The 15198-nt window shown below is 41.7% G+C and carries 20 protein-coding genes; 1 reads left to right on the top strand and 19 read right to left on the bottom strand.

The window, feature by feature from the left end; genetic code table 11:
• Positions 1-12 precede the first annotated feature (12 nt).
• Both dapB and ACFSCZ_RS10430 read right to left on the bottom strand, forming a co-directional pair.
• On the bottom strand, positions 13-816 hold the full coding sequence (gene dapB / locus ACFSCZ_RS10435) for a 4-hydroxy-tetrahydrodipicolinate reductase (protein WP_380773862.1): 804 nt from the start codon (positions 814-816) through the stop codon (positions 13-15).
• A complete protein-coding gene (locus ACFSCZ_RS10430) occupies positions 809-1156 on the bottom strand; it encodes a nucleotide pyrophosphohydrolase (protein WP_380773861.1) in 348 nt (115 codons plus the stop codon). Before ACFSCZ_RS10430 ends, dapB begins: the two co-directional genes overlap by 8 nt.
• Positions 1157-1299: 143 nt before the next feature.
• On the opposite strand from ACFSCZ_RS10430, the gene ACFSCZ_RS10425 reads away from it, so the two are divergent.
• Positions 1300-2178, top strand: a complete 879-nt coding sequence (locus ACFSCZ_RS10425; protein ID WP_380773860.1) for a YitT family protein — start codon at positions 1300-1302, stop codon at positions 2176-2178.
• Positions 2179-2259: 81 nt separating this feature from the next.
• Here the strand turns inward: ACFSCZ_RS10425 and ACFSCZ_RS10420 are convergent, their stop codons facing one another.
• From ACFSCZ_RS10420 to ACFSCZ_RS10340, 17 genes are all read right to left on the bottom strand, one after another.
• The gene (locus tag ACFSCZ_RS10420) at positions 2260-2937 is read right to left on the bottom strand and encodes a zinc metallopeptidase (RefSeq protein WP_380773859.1); all 678 of its coding nucleotides are present in this window, start codon (positions 2935-2937) and stop codon (positions 2260-2262) included.
• A 59-nt stretch (positions 2938-2996) separates the two neighbouring features.
• Positions 2997-3782, bottom strand: coding sequence for a sporulation protein YpjB (ypjB, locus tag ACFSCZ_RS10415; RefSeq protein ID WP_380773858.1), 786 nt, complete (start codon positions 3780-3782; stop codon positions 2997-2999).
• Positions 3783-3852: 70 nt separating this feature from the next.
• Positions 3853-4437 carry a lipoprotein heptaprenylglyceryl N-acetyltransferase LhaT gene (gene lhaT / locus ACFSCZ_RS10410; protein ID WP_380773857.1) on the bottom strand — a complete coding sequence of 195 codons (585 nt, stop codon included), beginning with the start codon at positions 4435-4437 and terminating at the stop codon, positions 3853-3855.
• A gap of 110 nt (positions 4438-4547) precedes the next feature.
• On the bottom strand, positions 4548-5324 hold the full coding sequence (locus ACFSCZ_RS10405) for a menaquinol-cytochrome c reductase cytochrome b/c subunit (protein ID WP_380773856.1): 777 nt from the start codon (positions 5322-5324) through the stop codon (positions 4548-4550).
• 48 nt (positions 5325-5372) lie between these two features.
• A complete protein-coding gene (gene qcrB / locus ACFSCZ_RS10400; RefSeq protein ID WP_380773855.1) occupies positions 5373-6047 on the bottom strand; it encodes a menaquinol-cytochrome c reductase cytochrome b subunit in 675 nt (224 codons plus the stop codon).
• Positions 6048-6061: 14 nt separating this feature from the next.
• Entirely contained in the window at positions 6062-6574 is a 513-nt protein-coding gene (locus ACFSCZ_RS10395) for a QcrA and Rieske domain-containing protein (protein WP_380773854.1), read from the bottom strand.
• A gap of 156 nt (positions 6575-6730) precedes the next feature.
• Positions 6731-7180: a YpiF family protein gene (locus ACFSCZ_RS10390; protein ID WP_380773853.1), complete on the bottom strand. Its 450-nt coding sequence runs from the start codon at positions 7178-7180 to the stop codon at positions 6731-6733.
• A gap of 199 nt (positions 7181-7379) precedes the next feature.
• Positions 7380-7928, bottom strand: a complete 549-nt coding sequence (locus tag ACFSCZ_RS10385) for a ReoY family proteolytic degradation factor (protein ID WP_380773852.1) — start codon at positions 7926-7928, stop codon at positions 7380-7382.
• Between the two features lie 34 nt (positions 7929-7962).
• Positions 7963-9216 carry a tetratricopeptide repeat protein gene (locus tag ACFSCZ_RS10380; protein ID WP_380773851.1) on the bottom strand — a complete coding sequence of 418 codons (1254 nt, stop codon included), beginning with the start codon at positions 9214-9216 and terminating at the stop codon, positions 7963-7965.
• Positions 9217-9307: 91 nt separating this feature from the next.
• Positions 9308-10396 carry a 3-dehydroquinate synthase gene (aroB, locus tag ACFSCZ_RS10375; RefSeq protein WP_380773850.1) on the bottom strand — a complete coding sequence of 363 codons (1089 nt, stop codon included), beginning with the start codon at positions 10394-10396 and terminating at the stop codon, positions 9308-9310.
• A 184-nt stretch (positions 10397-10580) separates the two neighbouring features.
• On the bottom strand, positions 10581-11027 hold the full coding sequence (gene ndk / locus ACFSCZ_RS10370) for a nucleoside-diphosphate kinase (RefSeq protein WP_380773849.1): 447 nt from the start codon (positions 11025-11027) through the stop codon (positions 10581-10583).
• Positions 11028-11125: 98 nt separating this feature from the next.
• Positions 11126-12088 (bottom strand): heptaprenyl diphosphate synthase component II, encoded by a 963-nt coding sequence (gene hepT, locus ACFSCZ_RS10365; RefSeq protein ID WP_380773848.1) that lies wholly within the window; start codon positions 12086-12088, stop codon positions 11126-11128.
• 15 nt (positions 12089-12103) lie between these two features.
• Positions 12104-12841: a demethylmenaquinone methyltransferase gene (locus tag ACFSCZ_RS10360; protein WP_380773891.1), complete on the bottom strand. Its 738-nt coding sequence runs from the start codon at positions 12839-12841 to the stop codon at positions 12104-12106.
• Complete coding sequence (locus ACFSCZ_RS10355) at positions 12838-13644, bottom strand: heptaprenyl diphosphate synthase component 1 (RefSeq protein ID WP_380773847.1); 807 nt, start codon at positions 13642-13644, stop codon at positions 12838-12840. The genes ACFSCZ_RS10360 and ACFSCZ_RS10355 overlap by 4 nt, the downstream gene beginning before the upstream one ends.
• A gap of 108 nt (positions 13645-13752) precedes the next feature.
• Positions 13753-13986 (bottom strand): trp RNA-binding attenuation protein MtrB, encoded by a 234-nt coding sequence (mtrB, locus tag ACFSCZ_RS10350; RefSeq protein WP_380773846.1) that lies wholly within the window; start codon positions 13984-13986, stop codon positions 13753-13755.
• A gap of 12 nt (positions 13987-13998) precedes the next feature.
• On the bottom strand, positions 13999-14565 hold the full coding sequence (folE, locus tag ACFSCZ_RS10345; RefSeq protein WP_380773845.1) for a GTP cyclohydrolase I FolE: 567 nt from the start codon (positions 14563-14565) through the stop codon (positions 13999-14001).
• A gap of 268 nt (positions 14566-14833) precedes the next feature.
• Positions 14834-15106, bottom strand: a complete 273-nt coding sequence (locus tag ACFSCZ_RS10340; protein WP_120068060.1) for an HU family DNA-binding protein — start codon at positions 15104-15106, stop codon at positions 14834-14836.
• Positions 15107-15198 lie beyond the last annotated feature (92 nt).

Here is a 15198-nt window from a genome sequence, read left to right as displayed (position 1 = left end):
GACTTCCCCCATTCAGTCAATAATTGATTCCAATCCGTAAACGAGGGTATCTAACCCCATAACGGTTTCCACAGAAACCTTAACGCCCGACATGAAGGAAGCCCGGTTATAGGAATCATGTCTGATCGTAAGACTTTGGCCGTCTGCTCCAAAAATAACCTCTTGATGGGCAATTAAACCCGGCAGTCTTACACTATGGATGCGCATACCTTCGAAGTCCCCGCCACGGGCTCCTTGGATCGTTTCTTTTTCATTTTCATGGCCCTGTTTTTTTTCTTTTCTTTGGCGGGCAATCATTTCCGCTGTTTTAATAGAAGTTCCGGAAGGGGCATCTAATTTCTGATCATGATGAAGTTCAATAATTTCAACATTCTTGAAATACTTGGAAGCCATTTCTGAAAACTTCATCATTAAGATGGCTCCGACAGCAAAGTTGGGCGCAATGATACATCCAATTCCCTTTTGTTCTGCCAAATCTTTTAATTCATCGAGCTGTTCCGCGGTAAAACCGGTTGTTCCAACCACTGGCCTTACATTGTGTTCCAACGCTGTTTTAGTATGTATGTATCCTTTTTCGGGTGTCGTCAAATCAATTAGCACATCAGGTTTTGTCTGTTGAAAGCAGGCTGCAGGGTCCGTAAAAACAGGGACGTCCACACCTGAAAAGCCTTCAACTTCAGATAGAAGCCTTCCTTCATTTTTTCGGTCCAAAACACCTGCCAGCTTGAAGTTTTCTGTTTCCTGCACAAGCTTAACAGCTTCTTTCCCCATCCGTCCCCGGGGTCCTGCCACTACAATTTGAATCATTTCATTCATGTCCATCACCTACATCTTTTTTAGTCCATCTGTCTTTATCTCTTGTGTTAAATTTATACATCACCTGATCATGAGCTGTTTGCAAATCTATATCCAGAGAATTTGCCAGGCAGATGAGAACGAAGAGTAAATCTCCGATTTCCTCTTGAACTGTTTTTTCGGTTTCACTTGTCTTTTTCTTCTTTTCGCCATAATAATGATTGATTTCCCTTGCCAATTCACCCAACTCTTCTGTTAGCCGCGCTGTCATCGCAAGCGGACTGAAATACCCTTCCTTAAATTGACCGATATAGGCATCCACTTCTTCCTGAAGCTGCCGCACCGTTTTATTTTCATCCATTCTTCTCACCTTCCTACATTATGTTAGCTAAATCTCTTTTCTTATACAAATAAAAGTGCTCAATGGGCCCAAGTTGCTGTTTTCTTCCAACATTCGTTATAATTAAAAGAATTCTTATCATACAATGACTAGGGGGCGTAGTAGTGTTTTTTCAATTAAAATTTAAAAACATACTCCTCATCCTTTTGGGAGCTGCCATATTTTCATTTGGGCTTGTTCACTTCAACATGCAAAACAATTTGGCCGAAGGTGGATTTACAGGCATTACTCTTCTTCTCTATTTTCTTTTTCACATAGACCCGTCATACAGTAATTTATTGTTGAACATCCCTCTTTTTTTGATTGGATGGAAACTGCTCGGAAAAAAATCCTTCTTATATACTGTAATTGGGACGGTTGCCGTTTCCGTGTTCTTGTTCATTTTTCAAAGGTTTCAATTTACCATCCCATTGGAAGGAGATCTTTTTTTAGCTGCTTTGTTTGCGGGGATTTTTGCAGGCATTGGCCTGGGTATTATATTCCGTTTTGGCGGCACGACGGGCGGTGTTGATATTATTGCAAGGCTCTTCTTTAAATATAAAGGAATCAGCATGGGAAGGACAATGTTTACTTTTGATGCTTGCGTGATCCTGGCCTCCCTCTTGACTTATTTGGACTATAACGAAGCCATGTATACGCTTGTTGCAGTATTTGTCGGGGCACGGGTCATTGATTTTATGCAAGAGGGAGCGTATACCGCACGGGGTGCCATTATTATATCAGAAAAGCACCATGATCAATTAGCAAGCGCGATTATGAAGGAAATGGACAGAGGTGTCACCATTTTAAAGGGATCAGGTTTCTTTACCAAGCAAGAAAGAGAAGTTCTTTATTGCGTAGTAGGCAGGAACGAAATCGTTCATTTAAAAAGAGTGATCAACTCGATTGATCCTCAGGCGTTTGTATCAGTCATGGTTGTACATGATGTCATGGGAGAGGGATTTACCCTGGATGAAGACAAACGCCCAATTGAAATAGGATAAAAACATAGACAAAATCTTTTACAACAAAAAAAGCAGGACCCTTTTGGAGGTGTCCTGCTTTTTTGACATCTTATGAACCTTCTACTCCTCGCGGTTGACAAAAATTAAAATGAGCCTCAATAATTCTAATACCGCTACTGCTGCAGCTGCTACATACGTCATTGCGGCTGCACTTAATACTTTCTTAGCGTCCCTTTCCTCAGTATTGCTGATCAATCCCAAGGAGACCATTTGATCCATTGCCCTGGTTGAGGCATTAAACTCAACAGGCAGAGTCACAATCTGAAATAATACGCCGGCAGCCATTAAAATAATCCCGATCAGGAGCATATTGGAAAACGCGGTGGAGATTAACCCAATGATAATAAAAATCCATGCAAGGTTTGAACTGATATTTGCCACGGGCACCAAAGCATGACGGAATCGAAGGGCTGCATAACCCTGCTGATCCTGTATTGCATGTCCAACTTCATGGGCTGCAACTGCTGCTCCCGCTACTGAAGATTTATAATAATTATCTGACGATAAATGGACTGTTTTGGTCATCGGGTTATAATGGTCACTTAATATACCCGGGGTTTCCTTTACCTGAACATTATATAATCCGTTCGAATCTAATATTTTTCTCGCCACTTCAGCGCCTGACATTCCTGCTGTAGTTCCAACCTTTGAAAATTTCTTGTAGGTGTTTTTGACTTTAAATTGGGCCCATATTGGAATGATCATAATGATGAGAAAGTAAATTAAAAAACCGCCCATTTTCAACCTCCCATAAGTTCATTGTTCTACTAATATTTTATTTGATTTCAGTTGAAGGGTCAATGATTTAGGTCTTTCCGCTTCCTTTGCTGTTTTTGGCCTTTATATTTCCTCCATCCGACATAAGAAAGAGTGGAAACAATAATACTTCCGGTGATCGTGATAACCCACCAAAGTGATGGATCTGTTTCATCCTTATGGGGATCTGAAAAAACTTGTTGAAGATCTTTTTCAAGCGAATCCAGGTGACCGGCCCAGTCCTGACTTGAAAAATCGCCTCTATACTTGTCAATGTAAGTTATTTTAGAGTCTAACTTTTGAAGTCTTTCTGCTGAAAGATCTATTTTTAGACTCGGTTGGATAACTGTATAAGTGGATAGAAAAGAATTCAGATGTTGATTATATGCCTCTTTATTTCCTTCAAGTGCAGCGTTTTTCACTTCTTGAAAACCTTTCATGACCGAAGTTTCCATTTCCACCCACATGGGTTGATGCGTTGATGAGATTGCATCTGATGCCAGCCGAAACGAGGTGACCCGATTGATCCTCTCTTCATCACTCATATGGATATTTGTCAATGCCCTTAATGCTTCATGATGGGAAGCGGTAAGCACCCGTAACTCATCCATAGTCAATCGGCCATCCTTGACCCCTTCTTCAGAAAATTGCATGGCAAACTTTTCCAATAAAGACTTGGCTTCTTCGTACCGCGAAAATTTGGTGAGCTGCAAAGCTTCATCGGCCATTCGATCCAATTCTTTAAGTGGCGAGCCGGCCGAAGCAAAAACGGTTAACCCTTGAAAGATCAGGCAAACGCTTAGAAAGGTTGCGGCAAATATTCTCATAAAGGTCACCCTCTCCTCATACTCCTGTTATTTAAAGTATGAGAAAGTGGACAAGAATAGACCTGTCCCCTTATGTTTGCAGGCTGGACCTTCTTTTATAAACAAAAAGGGCTATACCAATCGAACATATACTGAGCCAAAAGGTAAAGTAGCCAATTTCTTTTACGAACATCTCCAAGCCCGGATATTTGGGGTACTGCAAAAACACATAGTCAATGACATCATTATGAAGCGTCCAGATTGCAGCAGCCAACACATGCCACAATTTCATTTGATACCTTTTGGCATATAGCACCCCCTGCAGAGCCATGGCTCCATGCGATGCGATTAACATATATCCCTGCCAGGATAAGTAGCCGGTTACTTGAAGTGTGAGAATGTTCATGACCACCGCCCAAATCCCGTATTTCACCAAAGTAATCAATGCAAGCGCTTCAATTAGCGGGTAATGTGTATTACGCAAAAATGCTACTAATACAATGACAAAAAACAGACTGGCAGTTGGACTATCGGGTACGAACAGCAGAAAATGGGGAGGGGTTACTTCCAGCTGGGGGATATACCAATAGTAGCCGTAAACCGTTCCAACCACATTCACTGCAAGTAATAACCACAAAAAGCGGCGGTCCATGAGAACCATGGTTAAAAAATTCATATTCGGCCTCCCGAACAATGATAAAAGCCGGCATCAAGCCGGCTTTTATCCATCATTATTTTCTGGACATCGTCCAGCATATCAAACATCACCAAAAACCCTTGTCTTTTTTATTCTTCACTTTGTAGAGAAGCAATAAATTCAGCCAGCTTGTCTAAATCTTCTTCTGAACCATTATATTGATCCGCTGGCATGGCCCCTATACCATTTACGGAGATATCCTTAATTTCTTCAGGTGTGTATTCCAGGTTTGTAAGTGGAGGTGCTGCAGGTCCGCCTTCGAGGTTTTCCCCGTGGCAGTTAATACAGCTTTGCCCTGCATATACCTGATAACCTTCAGATTCTTGGTCAATCTCAACATCAGATTCTTCTGCGATCTTACCTTGTTGCTCAGCTGCTGCCCAGTCGTGATTTACAACGGATTCCCATGTCAGGTAGAATGTAGCTGCAATCCCCAGCAGCATAAAACCTGTTGCAAATGGCCGTTTGGAAGCACGGCGTTCCGGACCTCGGTCCAAAAATGGTGCAAGCAGTAAAGCGCCGAAGGCAAGACCAGGAATAACCAAAACTCCAATAATATTATATGGCCCTGAGGCGTAAGTGTATTTCAATAATTGATAAAGAAACAGAAAATACCAGTCAGGCAGTGGAATATATCCAGTATCCGTCGGGTCAGCAATCCGTTCAAGCGGCGCCGGATGGGCAGCTGTCAAACAGAGAAAGCCGATCAGGAATACAGCTCCAACCAACCATTCCTTTAACAGGAAGTCTGGCCAAAACGCTTCTGTTTTCCCTGGATATTCAGAATAATCCTTAGGAATATTCGGCTTACGCACCGCAGAAATCCGGGAGTCGCCGACAAACTTCATCCCTTTTCCTCGTTTCACATTGTCCCCTCCTTAATCTGTCAGTCATAGTCATTAATAGGCTCCATTTTATAGAGGACCGGAAATTCCTTGTCTTCTGATCAATACAAAGTGAATGCCCATTAAAGCAAGTAGTGCAGCAGGAAGGAAGAAAACATGAATCGCAAAGAAACGAGTCAATGTTTGAGCACCAACAATTGTTGGATCTCCTGCTATTAGTGTTTTTAAGGTCAATCCTATGAAAGGTATTGATTCAACAATATCCAAAGTAACCTTTGTTGCGAATAAGGCTTTCATATCCCAAGGCAGCAAATAGCCGGTTAATCCCAAAGCCAGCATAACAAAGAAAATTAAAACTCCAACAATCCAGTTTAGCTCACGGGGCTTTTTATAGGCACCTTGGAAGAACACGCGCAGCGTATGTAGAAACATCATAACGATCACCACACTGGCACCCCAGTGGTGCATACCGCGAACGATTTGGCCGAACGCCACTTCGTTTTGAAGATAGTATACGGATTCCCAAGCGTTTTTAATATCTGGAACGTAATACATCGTTAAAAACATTCCGGATAAGATTTGGATAACTGTTACAAAAAATGTTAAGCCGCCAAAACAGTAAACAAAAGCAGAAAAGTGATGTGCCGGGTTCACGTGCTCAGGCACTTCATGGTCTGCAATGTCTCTCCATATCGGCGTAATATCCAATCGCTCGTCAATCCAGTCGTACATTCTGTTCAGCAATGATTACGCCTCCTTTACTTCTTGTTTACAAATGGATTCTCTTCAGGGTTACCCAGCATAAGAAATCCATCTTTTTCTCTTACTGGATAAGCATCCAACGGTCCTCGCGGCGGAGTTCCCGGAACGTTGTTGCCATCCTTTGTGTAAAGACCGTTATGGCACGGGCAAAAGAATTGGTCAGGGTGATTTTCGTTCCCCCAGTTAACAGTACAGCCCAAATGCTTACAAATCGGAGAAAGTGCAACAATCTCTCCTTTTTCATTTTTATAAACCCAAGCTGTCTGTGTAACGTCGGAAGTGTACCATCCATCCTTTTGCTCATATTGGAAGTCTACTCGGACAGGTTCTTCCGTAATGTCGGCAACTTTCATATCCGTCATTTTGAAATCACCTGAAGCTTCCGCTTTTAATGCAGGATCCACTGCAAATCTCACCATTGGCATCAACATGCCGGCAGCCATAAATCCGCCTACTCCAGTAAGTGTATAGCTAAGAAATTGGCGTCTTGTTACAGGATTTTTGCTCATCCTTTTCCCCCCTCTGTCAGTAAGGTTGAGTCCTTCGGACATACATATGCACATTTTTACAAACTGGGACATAATCATGATATATCAATAAATCAGGAAGGTCAATAATATACCTTGCGAATCCGTGTCAACTCTGTGGCATTTCGGTGTACGGATCTACTGCCATCCTTTGACAATCTCTTTCATCAGCTGTTTTACCTGGTCTTCCATAATAGATTGCTTATATTGGTTATCCATATGTTCAAGCGGGACCGATGGGACAAAAAGCAGTGTTTTGGGATCTATTTCCTTTACCTCTCTCCATGCCGGATCAGAAGTAAGGAAGAAGACATATGTAAATCCGCTATCTCTTAATTTCCTTTCCCATTCCTGGAGCCTTAATGATGCTTCCTCATCCCCCATAAGGTAGGTAAAGTTCGGGATGAAAAGCATTCTGCCTTTGAATTGTCTTTCGAGCTGTAAAGACAATAAATGGGCAAATTCCCCTTTTTCAACCGTCTGTTTTATATCCGGGCCGAAGGCAAGCGGAATCAGCGGGATAACAACTGTGTCAATGTATTCTTTCTCCTGCAAATAAACTTCAATATCTTCTGCCTTCCATTGCATGTTCTCCACTCCTAGTATGCACGTTACTACTGCCTAACATTCTAACAGAAATGAAACTCCGAAACAAAGAAAAGTACTGTCTATCAACTGTTTGGCTGCCCGTGTGGATGTCATCAGATGAAAACACTATTCCGAGCGTACTCCTTCCAAAAAGCCTCTCCATGAAACGCAATAAACCCTCCAGACATGTCTGGAGGGTTTATTGTTGTTCCCTTAATTCTTTTAATTTTAATGAAAGTTCCTCAAACTTTTTTCGGTCATAATGATCAAGTGCTTGATCAATGGCCTGAAGCAGTTTATTTTCCTGGTACTTAATTAAACTTTCTTTTAAGAATTGTTCAGCGATGTTTTTGTCTTTCTCACTGATCAAAACCGTTTTCTTTACAAATGGATTTTCTTCCAATACAGCGGCATATTGATGGCAGGCATTGGATGCCCGAAAGTTAATTTGTATATAGATATCTTCATCCCGATTCAGGCGGATATCATGGAACGATTTTTCCGCATCCGTTGTCATAATGTTATCTTTATAAAATCGAAACGGTACTTCCTTCGTGCAGTGAGTTGACATGATTAATCCCCGCGGACAAAATTGGGCCTCTTCCACAAAATGTACTTTCTCCATCAGCTGATCATGGCTCATCAAATAATTCAGGATCCAAACTGACTCTCTTCTTTTCAATTGGTACCTATTTAAAAACCAGCGAATAAAATCCTTTTTCTCATTGACAGATACAGGGGTAGTCATCATAATCCCTCCTCTGCGATATTTTATTCCATGGCTACTCCTCAAGCCGGGCGATCATCTCAATCCATTCTTCATTCAAAGGATCCAATACTCTCAGTCGTTTGAAAACGGCAGCTCCTTCATCGTTCCTACCTTCTTCAAGCAGGAAATACCCATAATCTTTTAAAAAATCGGGGTTGTTATTAAACTCATTATATGCAAGCTTGTACTCGTTTAATGCCTCTGAATATTGTTCCGTTTGCTGGTAACTGAATGCAGCATCCCAATGCAGGTGAGGATCTTCTGTATCTTTCATGTTTTTGAAAATTTCCAATACATCTTCATATCTTTCCTGCTGCAATAATATTTTGTTTAACAGGCTTGCAGCTTCAACTGATTCCGGGTCTAGGGCCAGTGCCTGGCGAAGATTTTCTTCAGCTTCATCAGGACGCCCTGCTTTCATTAAAAGCCCCGCAGTATAAACATATAATTCCATTTGATATTCATCAAGCGAGAGTCCTTCTTTTGCTGTTTCAATAGCTTTATTTAGATCATTCAGATGGTCGTAACATTTGGCCAAATATAAATAGAGTGAATGGTACTCATGATCCATTGATTTTAATTCTTCAAAAGCTTTCGCTGCCTTTTCATATAGACTTGCTTGAAAAGCGGTTAACCCGTATCCAAACAAGACATCTATATCTTTATATTTATCCAGTGTCTTTTCGTAATGGGGAATCGATTCCTCAAATGCGCCGCCTGCGCTTAGAGCTTCTGCCAGCCTTGCGTGAAGATCCTGGCCGGCAATGGAGTCCACTCCCTCCTTAAGCAATGATTGATAGGAAGCCGTTGCCTCCAAAAAACGGCCAAGAGACATATTTAATTCAGCTAGCGCAAAGTCAACAACCGGCTCCTCTTTATACATTTCTTTTGCTTCAAGCAGTTTTTGTTCACTTACTTCATATAACCCTTGCATCTGGTACAAATCTGCTTCAAGCAGCAGGGCAGATGCATAATTCGGATCTGAGGTGTCCACAGACTCCAAATAGGATACTGCTTTATCCTCCTGGCCCAATTCAATCAAAATTTCCGCCAGCATGATGGTCAGTTCGCTTTCACCGGGAAATTGATTCAGTAATGTTTCAATCAGTTCCTTCGCTTCTTCCATAAATCCATACTGGGACATTTGCTCGGCTAGTGTATATATTTCTTCAGGAGAGCCCGATTGTTTGACTTTGTTAAAGGCTTCCTTTGCTTTTTGCAAGTTTTGATTTTCAATATGGTGGATCACCAAATCGGTTTCATTCATCTACCTAATCCTTTCAGTAAATCAATGTTTAATAATATTTCTACAGCGAGGGCAAAATATCCTCTTTTATGGTAAAAAAAAGTACCGGCAACTACACAGTCTTTTTATTCTGCTGCTTCAGCTGCTGAAATACTTCTTCTAAAATCGTCTTATCTACTTCTTTTACTACGGGTTTACCCGGAGCTTCCAGCAAAACAAAACGCGGTTGTTTAGCAACGGTTTTTTTATCCCTTTGCATACCCGCATATGCTTCAGCGAATGTCAATTCTTTTGGAATCTCCATTGTATAACCCAATTGAATGGCCCAATTGGTAAACTTCCCGACCGGAAACGACAAGTTCAAAACTGCTCTGCTAAGATGGAGGGCGTACACAAGTCCCACCATAACCGCTTCCCCGTGTGTTGTTTTCCCATAGCCCAATGACGCTTCAATCACATGACCCAGGGTATGTCCCAAGTTTAGAATGGCACGCAGACCGCTTTCTTTTTCGTCTATTGAGACAACATTCGCTTTAATCTCCATGCCCCTTTGCAATATTTGTACGAGCTGTTCATCTGTCAAATCCCCCAGGCTATCTATCGAACTCATCATCATGTTCAATAGTTTCGGATCAGCGATCAGGGCATGTTTAACAGCTTCGGCAAATCCTGACCGGATTTCATGCTCAGGGAGAGTCTTGATAAAGCCTGTATAATACATAACGGCATCCGGCTGGTGAAAGGCTCCAATCATATTTTTTCCCAGCGGATGATTAATTGCAGTTTTGCCTCCTACTGCACTGTCATGAGCCAGAATGGTTGTTGGCACCTGTAAGAATGAGATACCCCTCATATAAGTAGCAGCAACAAAACCGGCCAAATCTCCAACTGCACCGCCACCAAAGGCAATCACACATGACTTTCGGTCCAACCCTTCCTGAAGAGCAAAAGTCAGGCACGATTCGTACACCGCCATTTGTTTTGCTTTTTCACCGGAAGGCACTGTGTACACCGAATAATCCGCTTCTTTCGGCAAGGCCGAGAGCAAAGTATCCAGATGCAGTGGTCCAACCGTTTCATCCGTAATGACCAGGAGTTTTGTATATTCATTTTGTTGTATCAAATTTGTCAATTTTTCCAAGCCCTCAGGCGAAATATATATGGGATAATGCTTTGTTTTTGTTTGAACAATGATTTCCATTAGGGTCACCTCAGTTATACTTCTATTTTACGACAAAAATAAAATCAAGAAAAGCGCTGGCGCCTTGACCCTCTTATCATTCCAGAGGAGGATGTCTTCCGTCTGCAGGACAGCAGACCCAACCCGGTCGGTTATCTGTTTATATAAATAAAAAACACCTGCCAATCAGCAGGCGTTTTCGGGATTAATACACCCATTTATTGATCAGTTTGGAGTAATCAACAAGTTCATTTTCGTTAAAGAATAAACCAATTTCTCTTTCCGCACTTTCAGGAGAATCTGAACCGTGGATAATATTTTTGCCGACTGTGACACCGTAATCGCCACGGATTGTTCCAGGTGCTGCATCGGAAGGATTTGTGGCACCCATCATTTGGCGTGCAGTGGCAATGACATTTTCCCCCTGCCAAACCATCGCAAAAACCGGCCCGGATGTAATAAATTCCACCAATTCACCAAAAAACGGGCGTTCTTTATGTTCTCCGTAATGTTGTTCAGCCAATTCGTTAGAAACGTTCATTAATTTAGCACCGACCAGCTGAAATCCTTTTTTCTCAAAACGGGAAACGATTTCCCCGATGAGCTCTCTTTGTACTCCATCTGGTTTTACCATCAAAAATGTTTTTTCCATATGAATGTCACTCCTGCCCTATTTCAAGATATATTTCGTCAAAACACAAGAAAAATCATATCATTTTTTTCTAACACAGGCAAATATTGAAAGAAGGCTTAATATTTTCTCTTGCCTATATAATTGGCAATTTCTTTTAATGGCTTTTTGGCCCTGCTGTCCGGAAGTTCCTCCAAAACGGCCAGGGCCTTGTCCAAATAACGTCTGCTCAACTGATGAGATTGTTCAATAGCACCTGTTTCTATAATCTGTTGAATAATTTTGCTCATTACATCTTTTCCCGTATCACGGTTCACTTTTTCTATTTCGGCTTTCACAAGGGGATATCGCATGGCGTATAAAGCAGGCAGGGTAATGTTTCCCTGTCTGAGGTCATCTCCTGCAGGCTTGCCCAACTCTTCCTCCGTAGAGACAAAATCCAAAATATCATCGGTTATTTGATAAGACATGCCAATGAAGTAACCAAATTTATATAAACGCTTATAAATATCAGGAGGAGTTTGGCCGGCTATAGCTCCAAGTTCACAGCTGACTGCAATTAAAAGCGCTGTTTTCCGCTTGATTCTCCTTAAATAATCTCTCAATGTCTGGTCAAATCGATACTTGTCCTTAATCTGGTCTATTTCACCTGTTACAAGTTCCACAATTGCTCTGGAAAGCACTTTATGAGCAAGGGGATCCGTAATGTTCGTCATATATTCCAACGATCTTGCCAATATATAATCCCCTGTATACATGGCAACGCGGTCATCCCATAAATAATTGATGGTGGGAAGTCCTCTTCTCATGTCGGCTTCATCAATGACATCGTCATGGACAAGAGAAGCTGTATGTATTAATTCAAGGGCCAATGCGATATTTTTGATTCTGTCTATACGGTACTCGCCGAATTTGGCTGACAACAAAACAAAGACGGGGCGTATTCGTTTGCCGCCAGCTTTTAAAAGCTGGTGCGAAGCATTATTCACCAATTCTGAATTAGAAGAAACTGCCCGTTCCAACTCTTGTTCAATTAAGTCCAGATCCGTTTTAAAACTTCTGTAGAGCCAAGTCAATTTCATAAGTTTTCCACCCGGTTATCCTAATTTCTGCTTCATTCCTATATGCGAAGCGGCTGCACCACCGCTGAACGGCTTATAGATGACATCGACAAAACCTGCTTGCCAAAACATTTGCGCGAGCTCTTCCATACCTGGGAAATCCCGGGCTGACTCCTGCAGCCATGAGTATTCTTCATAGCTTTTTGCAAATACTTTTCCGAACACCGGCATCAAATAGCGAAAATAGGCATTAAAAACTTGGCGAAATACCGGAAGCGTTGGTTGAGATGTTTCAAGGCAAACCGCCATCCCACCAGGTTTTGTCACTCGGTGCATTTCCTTGAGAACCTGCATATAGTCAGGGACATTACGAAGGCCGAAACCAATCGTGACATAGTCAAAGCTATGATCTTCAAAAGGGAGTTCCATCGCATTGCCCTGTATTAACGTTACATGATTCAGGCCTTTTTCCTTCATTTTTTCTTCAGCTACAGCCAGCATATTTTTACTGAAGTCAAGCCCGATCACACGGCCGGTTTCACCGGTCTTTTCAGCCAATGAGATGGTCCAGTCACCGGTACCGCAGCATAGATCGAGCGCGCTGCTCCCTTTTTGGACATTCATCTTTTCCATCGTCACTCTCCGCCACTTGCTATGCTGCTTAAAGCTGATAATTGAATTCATTTTGTCGTAATTTTTATGAATTTTTTCGAATACATGATGAACTCTTTCTTCTTTTGACTGCATGTTAGCAACCTTCTTCCGACTGTTTATGTAGCTATGTGCTTATATTGATTGGATAGCTGTTCAACCCGTTCCAAAAATATATCCGGCAGTCCCGAAATACGGGCAGATTCTTCTTTTAGATTTTTTTTGCATTGATCAATATAGTTGGTGCATACCTCTTTCAAGAAATGCTGATCACGCCGGGACAAATGAGACAGGGGAGTTGTTGAATACATTTGGGGCAAATAGAATTTTTTCAAGCCTTCAAACAGGATAGAAAAGCGGCCTTCCTGAAACTTGTCCATTTCCGCCAACAATTTTTTCAAAAATAAAAACTCCATAAACAAAGGATTGTAGCGTTCAGCCTGAAAATGTCTGCAAAAGTCCTTTATAACGGTAGTTCCGATCCCCTTAAAAGACGCCATAAATGTATCTGGATCCTGGCCGGCCAACTGATACACAGTCGTTTTGTATTCATTAATCTTTTTAATGGCATTCGCCAATGTCCTAATTAATTGGATATCTTCTATTTCAGCAAGTAAAAGATAATATAAACCACTGAAAAAATCTCCCGCCAAAACAGATAATTGTCTCTCAGTCAAGGATTTCTGCTCTTTAGAAACTTGGTCATGAATATCAAGAGCAATTTGTACAAGCATGGCAGAAGCAGCAGAGGATTCTGCTTTTTTGTCGGATACATCCGCCTCTTCCATCACTATTAACAGCATAAGGATACGGTCTTCATCTATAATTGGCGATTCGATATGTTCAAACAAAAAATGGTGGTACATTTTCTTTTGGATTAATTCTTTTATCGAATCTGCCTTTTGATCATATATCCTTCGAGCCATATCCGTAATCCTCATTTCTTTACTTTATAATTCGATCCATTAATTTCAACATTATATCATAAATAAGGCGGCAGTTTGCATAAGGGTTATTTTGGGACAATCTGGGAATCAGCTGTTGCGTTCACTTTCAACATCGCCGAATGGCGTGTAAACTTTTGCGTTTCCACGAATTTTTATTGCAGACGTATGTTCAGTAAACTGAGCGATTAGCACTTCTCCTTGATCAAGTTTCTCTGCATGATGGAAACGAGTATCCGTCCCTCTGGTTAACCCCATCACATTTACTCCGTTCTCAAGTGCTTTAATCACCACATAGTCATTTTGGCTGTTTGGCCGGTACATCATTTCACCCCATTATTCCTTAATCAAAGATAATACTTCATTCCTGGCCTGATGGTCTTTCAGAAAGATTCCTCTTACGGCAGAGGTTACTGTTCGGGAGCCAGGTTTTTTTACACCGCGCATGGTCATGCACATATGTTCAGCTTCGATAATAACCATGACACCGTGCGGTTCGAGTTTCGTCATAATGGTATCCGCCACCGTCGAAGTAATGCGTTCCTGAAGCTGCGGGCGCCTTGCCACCGCTTCAACTGCTCGGGCAAGCTTGCTTAAACCGGTCACACGTCCATTTTTAGGGATGTAGGCTACATGCGCCTTCCCGAAAAAGGGTACCAGATGGTGCTCGCATAAAGAATAAAAAGGTATGTCTTTCACCAGTACCAATTCCTCGTGGTCTTCGCCAAAGACAGTTTCAAAATATTCCTCAGGGTCTGTTCCTATGCCCGCAAAAACTTCTTCATACATGCGGGCCACCCGCTTGGGGGTATCAAGTAAACCCTCCCTGTCCGGATCTTCACCGATTGCTTCCAAAATCATACGTACGGCTTTTTCAATTTGCTGCAGATCAAATTTTCCCATGCCTAGCCTCCTGGTTTATAAAAAACACTAATAGAGCCATATTAACACACCGGCAGATAATAAGAAAAGTACAAGGTCCAAAGACGGAACAGCCACAAACTGGGCTTCCCCTACAAACACATTAAAGCTTCATACAATTGAAGCTTCAGCTAACTCACCTTCATAGAAAGGTTGTTTCCAATGAATCATTGTTGTACAGAAACTTGATGCATAATAAAAAGGAATCGCCCGATGGCAATTCCTTTCAAACGCTCAAACATGTATGTAATTATTTTACAGCGTCCTTAAGAGCTTTACCTGGTTTGAAAGCAGGCACTTTGCTTGCTGCAATATCAATTTCTTCACCTGTTTGAGGATTACGTCCTTTACGGGCAGCACGCTCACGTACTTCGAAGTTACCAAATCCGATCAAAGACACTTTGTCCCCATTAGACAATGAATCCTGGATGGATTGAAATACAGCTTCTACAGCTTTTGTCGCATCTTTCTTCGACAGTTCTGCTGCTTCTGCTACGGAATTAATTAAATCTGTTTTATTCATCCTATTCACCTCCTCCAAAATTAGCCTATTTCATACATCCTACTATTACATTTGTAATCAAATGAATGGATTTCTAAACATTTTCCATGTAA

It is taken from the genome of Siminovitchia sediminis, from assembly GCF_042680885.1.
GTDB classification, from domain to species: Bacteria; Bacillota; Bacilli; order Bacillales; family Bacillaceae_C; genus Siminovitchia; species Siminovitchia sediminis.
The sequence above is the reverse complement of the archived record's forward strand: the minus strand, read 5'-3'. Positions and strand labels throughout refer to the sequence as shown.

Bases quoted from the DNA above. Each gene is read 5' to 3' on its own strand.
- dapB (WP_380773862.1), bottom strand. From the start codon at position 816: ATGAATGAAATGATTCAAATTGTAGTGGCAGGACCCCGGGGACGGATG.
- ACFSCZ_RS10430 (WP_380773861.1), bottom strand. From the start codon at position 1,156: ATGGATGAAAATAAAACGGTGCGGCAGCTTCAGGAAGAAGTGGATGCC.
- ACFSCZ_RS10420 (WP_380773859.1), bottom strand. From the start codon at position 2,937: ATGGGCGGTTTTTTAATTTACTTTCTCATCATTATGATCATTCCAATA.
- ypjB (WP_380773858.1), bottom strand. From the start codon at position 3,782: ATGAGAATATTTGCCGCAACCTTTCTAAGCGTTTGCCTGATCTTTCAA.
- lhaT (WP_380773857.1), bottom strand. From the start codon at position 4,437: ATGAATTTTTTAACCATGGTTCTCATGGACCGCCGCTTTTTGTGGTTA.
- ACFSCZ_RS10395 (WP_380773854.1), bottom strand. From the start codon at position 6,574: ATGAGCAAAAATCCTGTAACAAGACGCCAATTTCTTAGCTATACACTT.
- ACFSCZ_RS10390 (WP_380773853.1), bottom strand. From the start codon at position 7,180: ATGCAATGGAAGGCAGAAGATATTGAAGTTTATTTGCAGGAGAAAGAA.
- ACFSCZ_RS10385 (WP_380773852.1), bottom strand. From the start codon at position 7,928: ATGACTACCCCTGTATCTGTCAATGAGAAAAAGGATTTTATTCGCTGG.
- ACFSCZ_RS10380 (WP_380773851.1), bottom strand. From the start codon at position 9,216: ATGAATGAAACCGATTTGGTGATCCACCATATTGAAAATCAAAACTTG.
- aroB (WP_380773850.1), bottom strand. From the start codon at position 10,396: ATGGAAATCATTGTTCAAACAAAAACAAAGCATTATCCCATATATATT.
- ndk (WP_380773849.1), bottom strand. From the start codon at position 11,027: ATGGAAAAAACATTTTTGATGGTAAAACCAGATGGAGTACAAAGAGAG.
- hepT (WP_380773848.1), bottom strand. From the start codon at position 12,088: ATGAAATTGACTTGGCTCTACAGAAGTTTTAAAACGGATCTGGACTTA.
- ACFSCZ_RS10355 (WP_380773847.1), bottom strand. From the start codon at position 13,644: ATGGCTCGAAGGATATATGATCAAAAGGCAGATTCGATAAAAGAATTA.
- mtrB (WP_380773846.1), bottom strand. From the start codon at position 13,986: ATGTACCGGCCAAACAGCCAAAATGACTATGTGGTGATTAAAGCACTT.
- folE (WP_380773845.1), bottom strand. From the start codon at position 14,565: ATGGGAAAATTTGATCTGCAGCAAATTGAAAAAGCCGTACGTATGATT.
- ACFSCZ_RS10340 (WP_120068060.1), bottom strand. From the start codon at position 15,106: ATGAATAAAACAGATTTAATTAATTCCGTAGCAGAAGCAGCAGAACTG.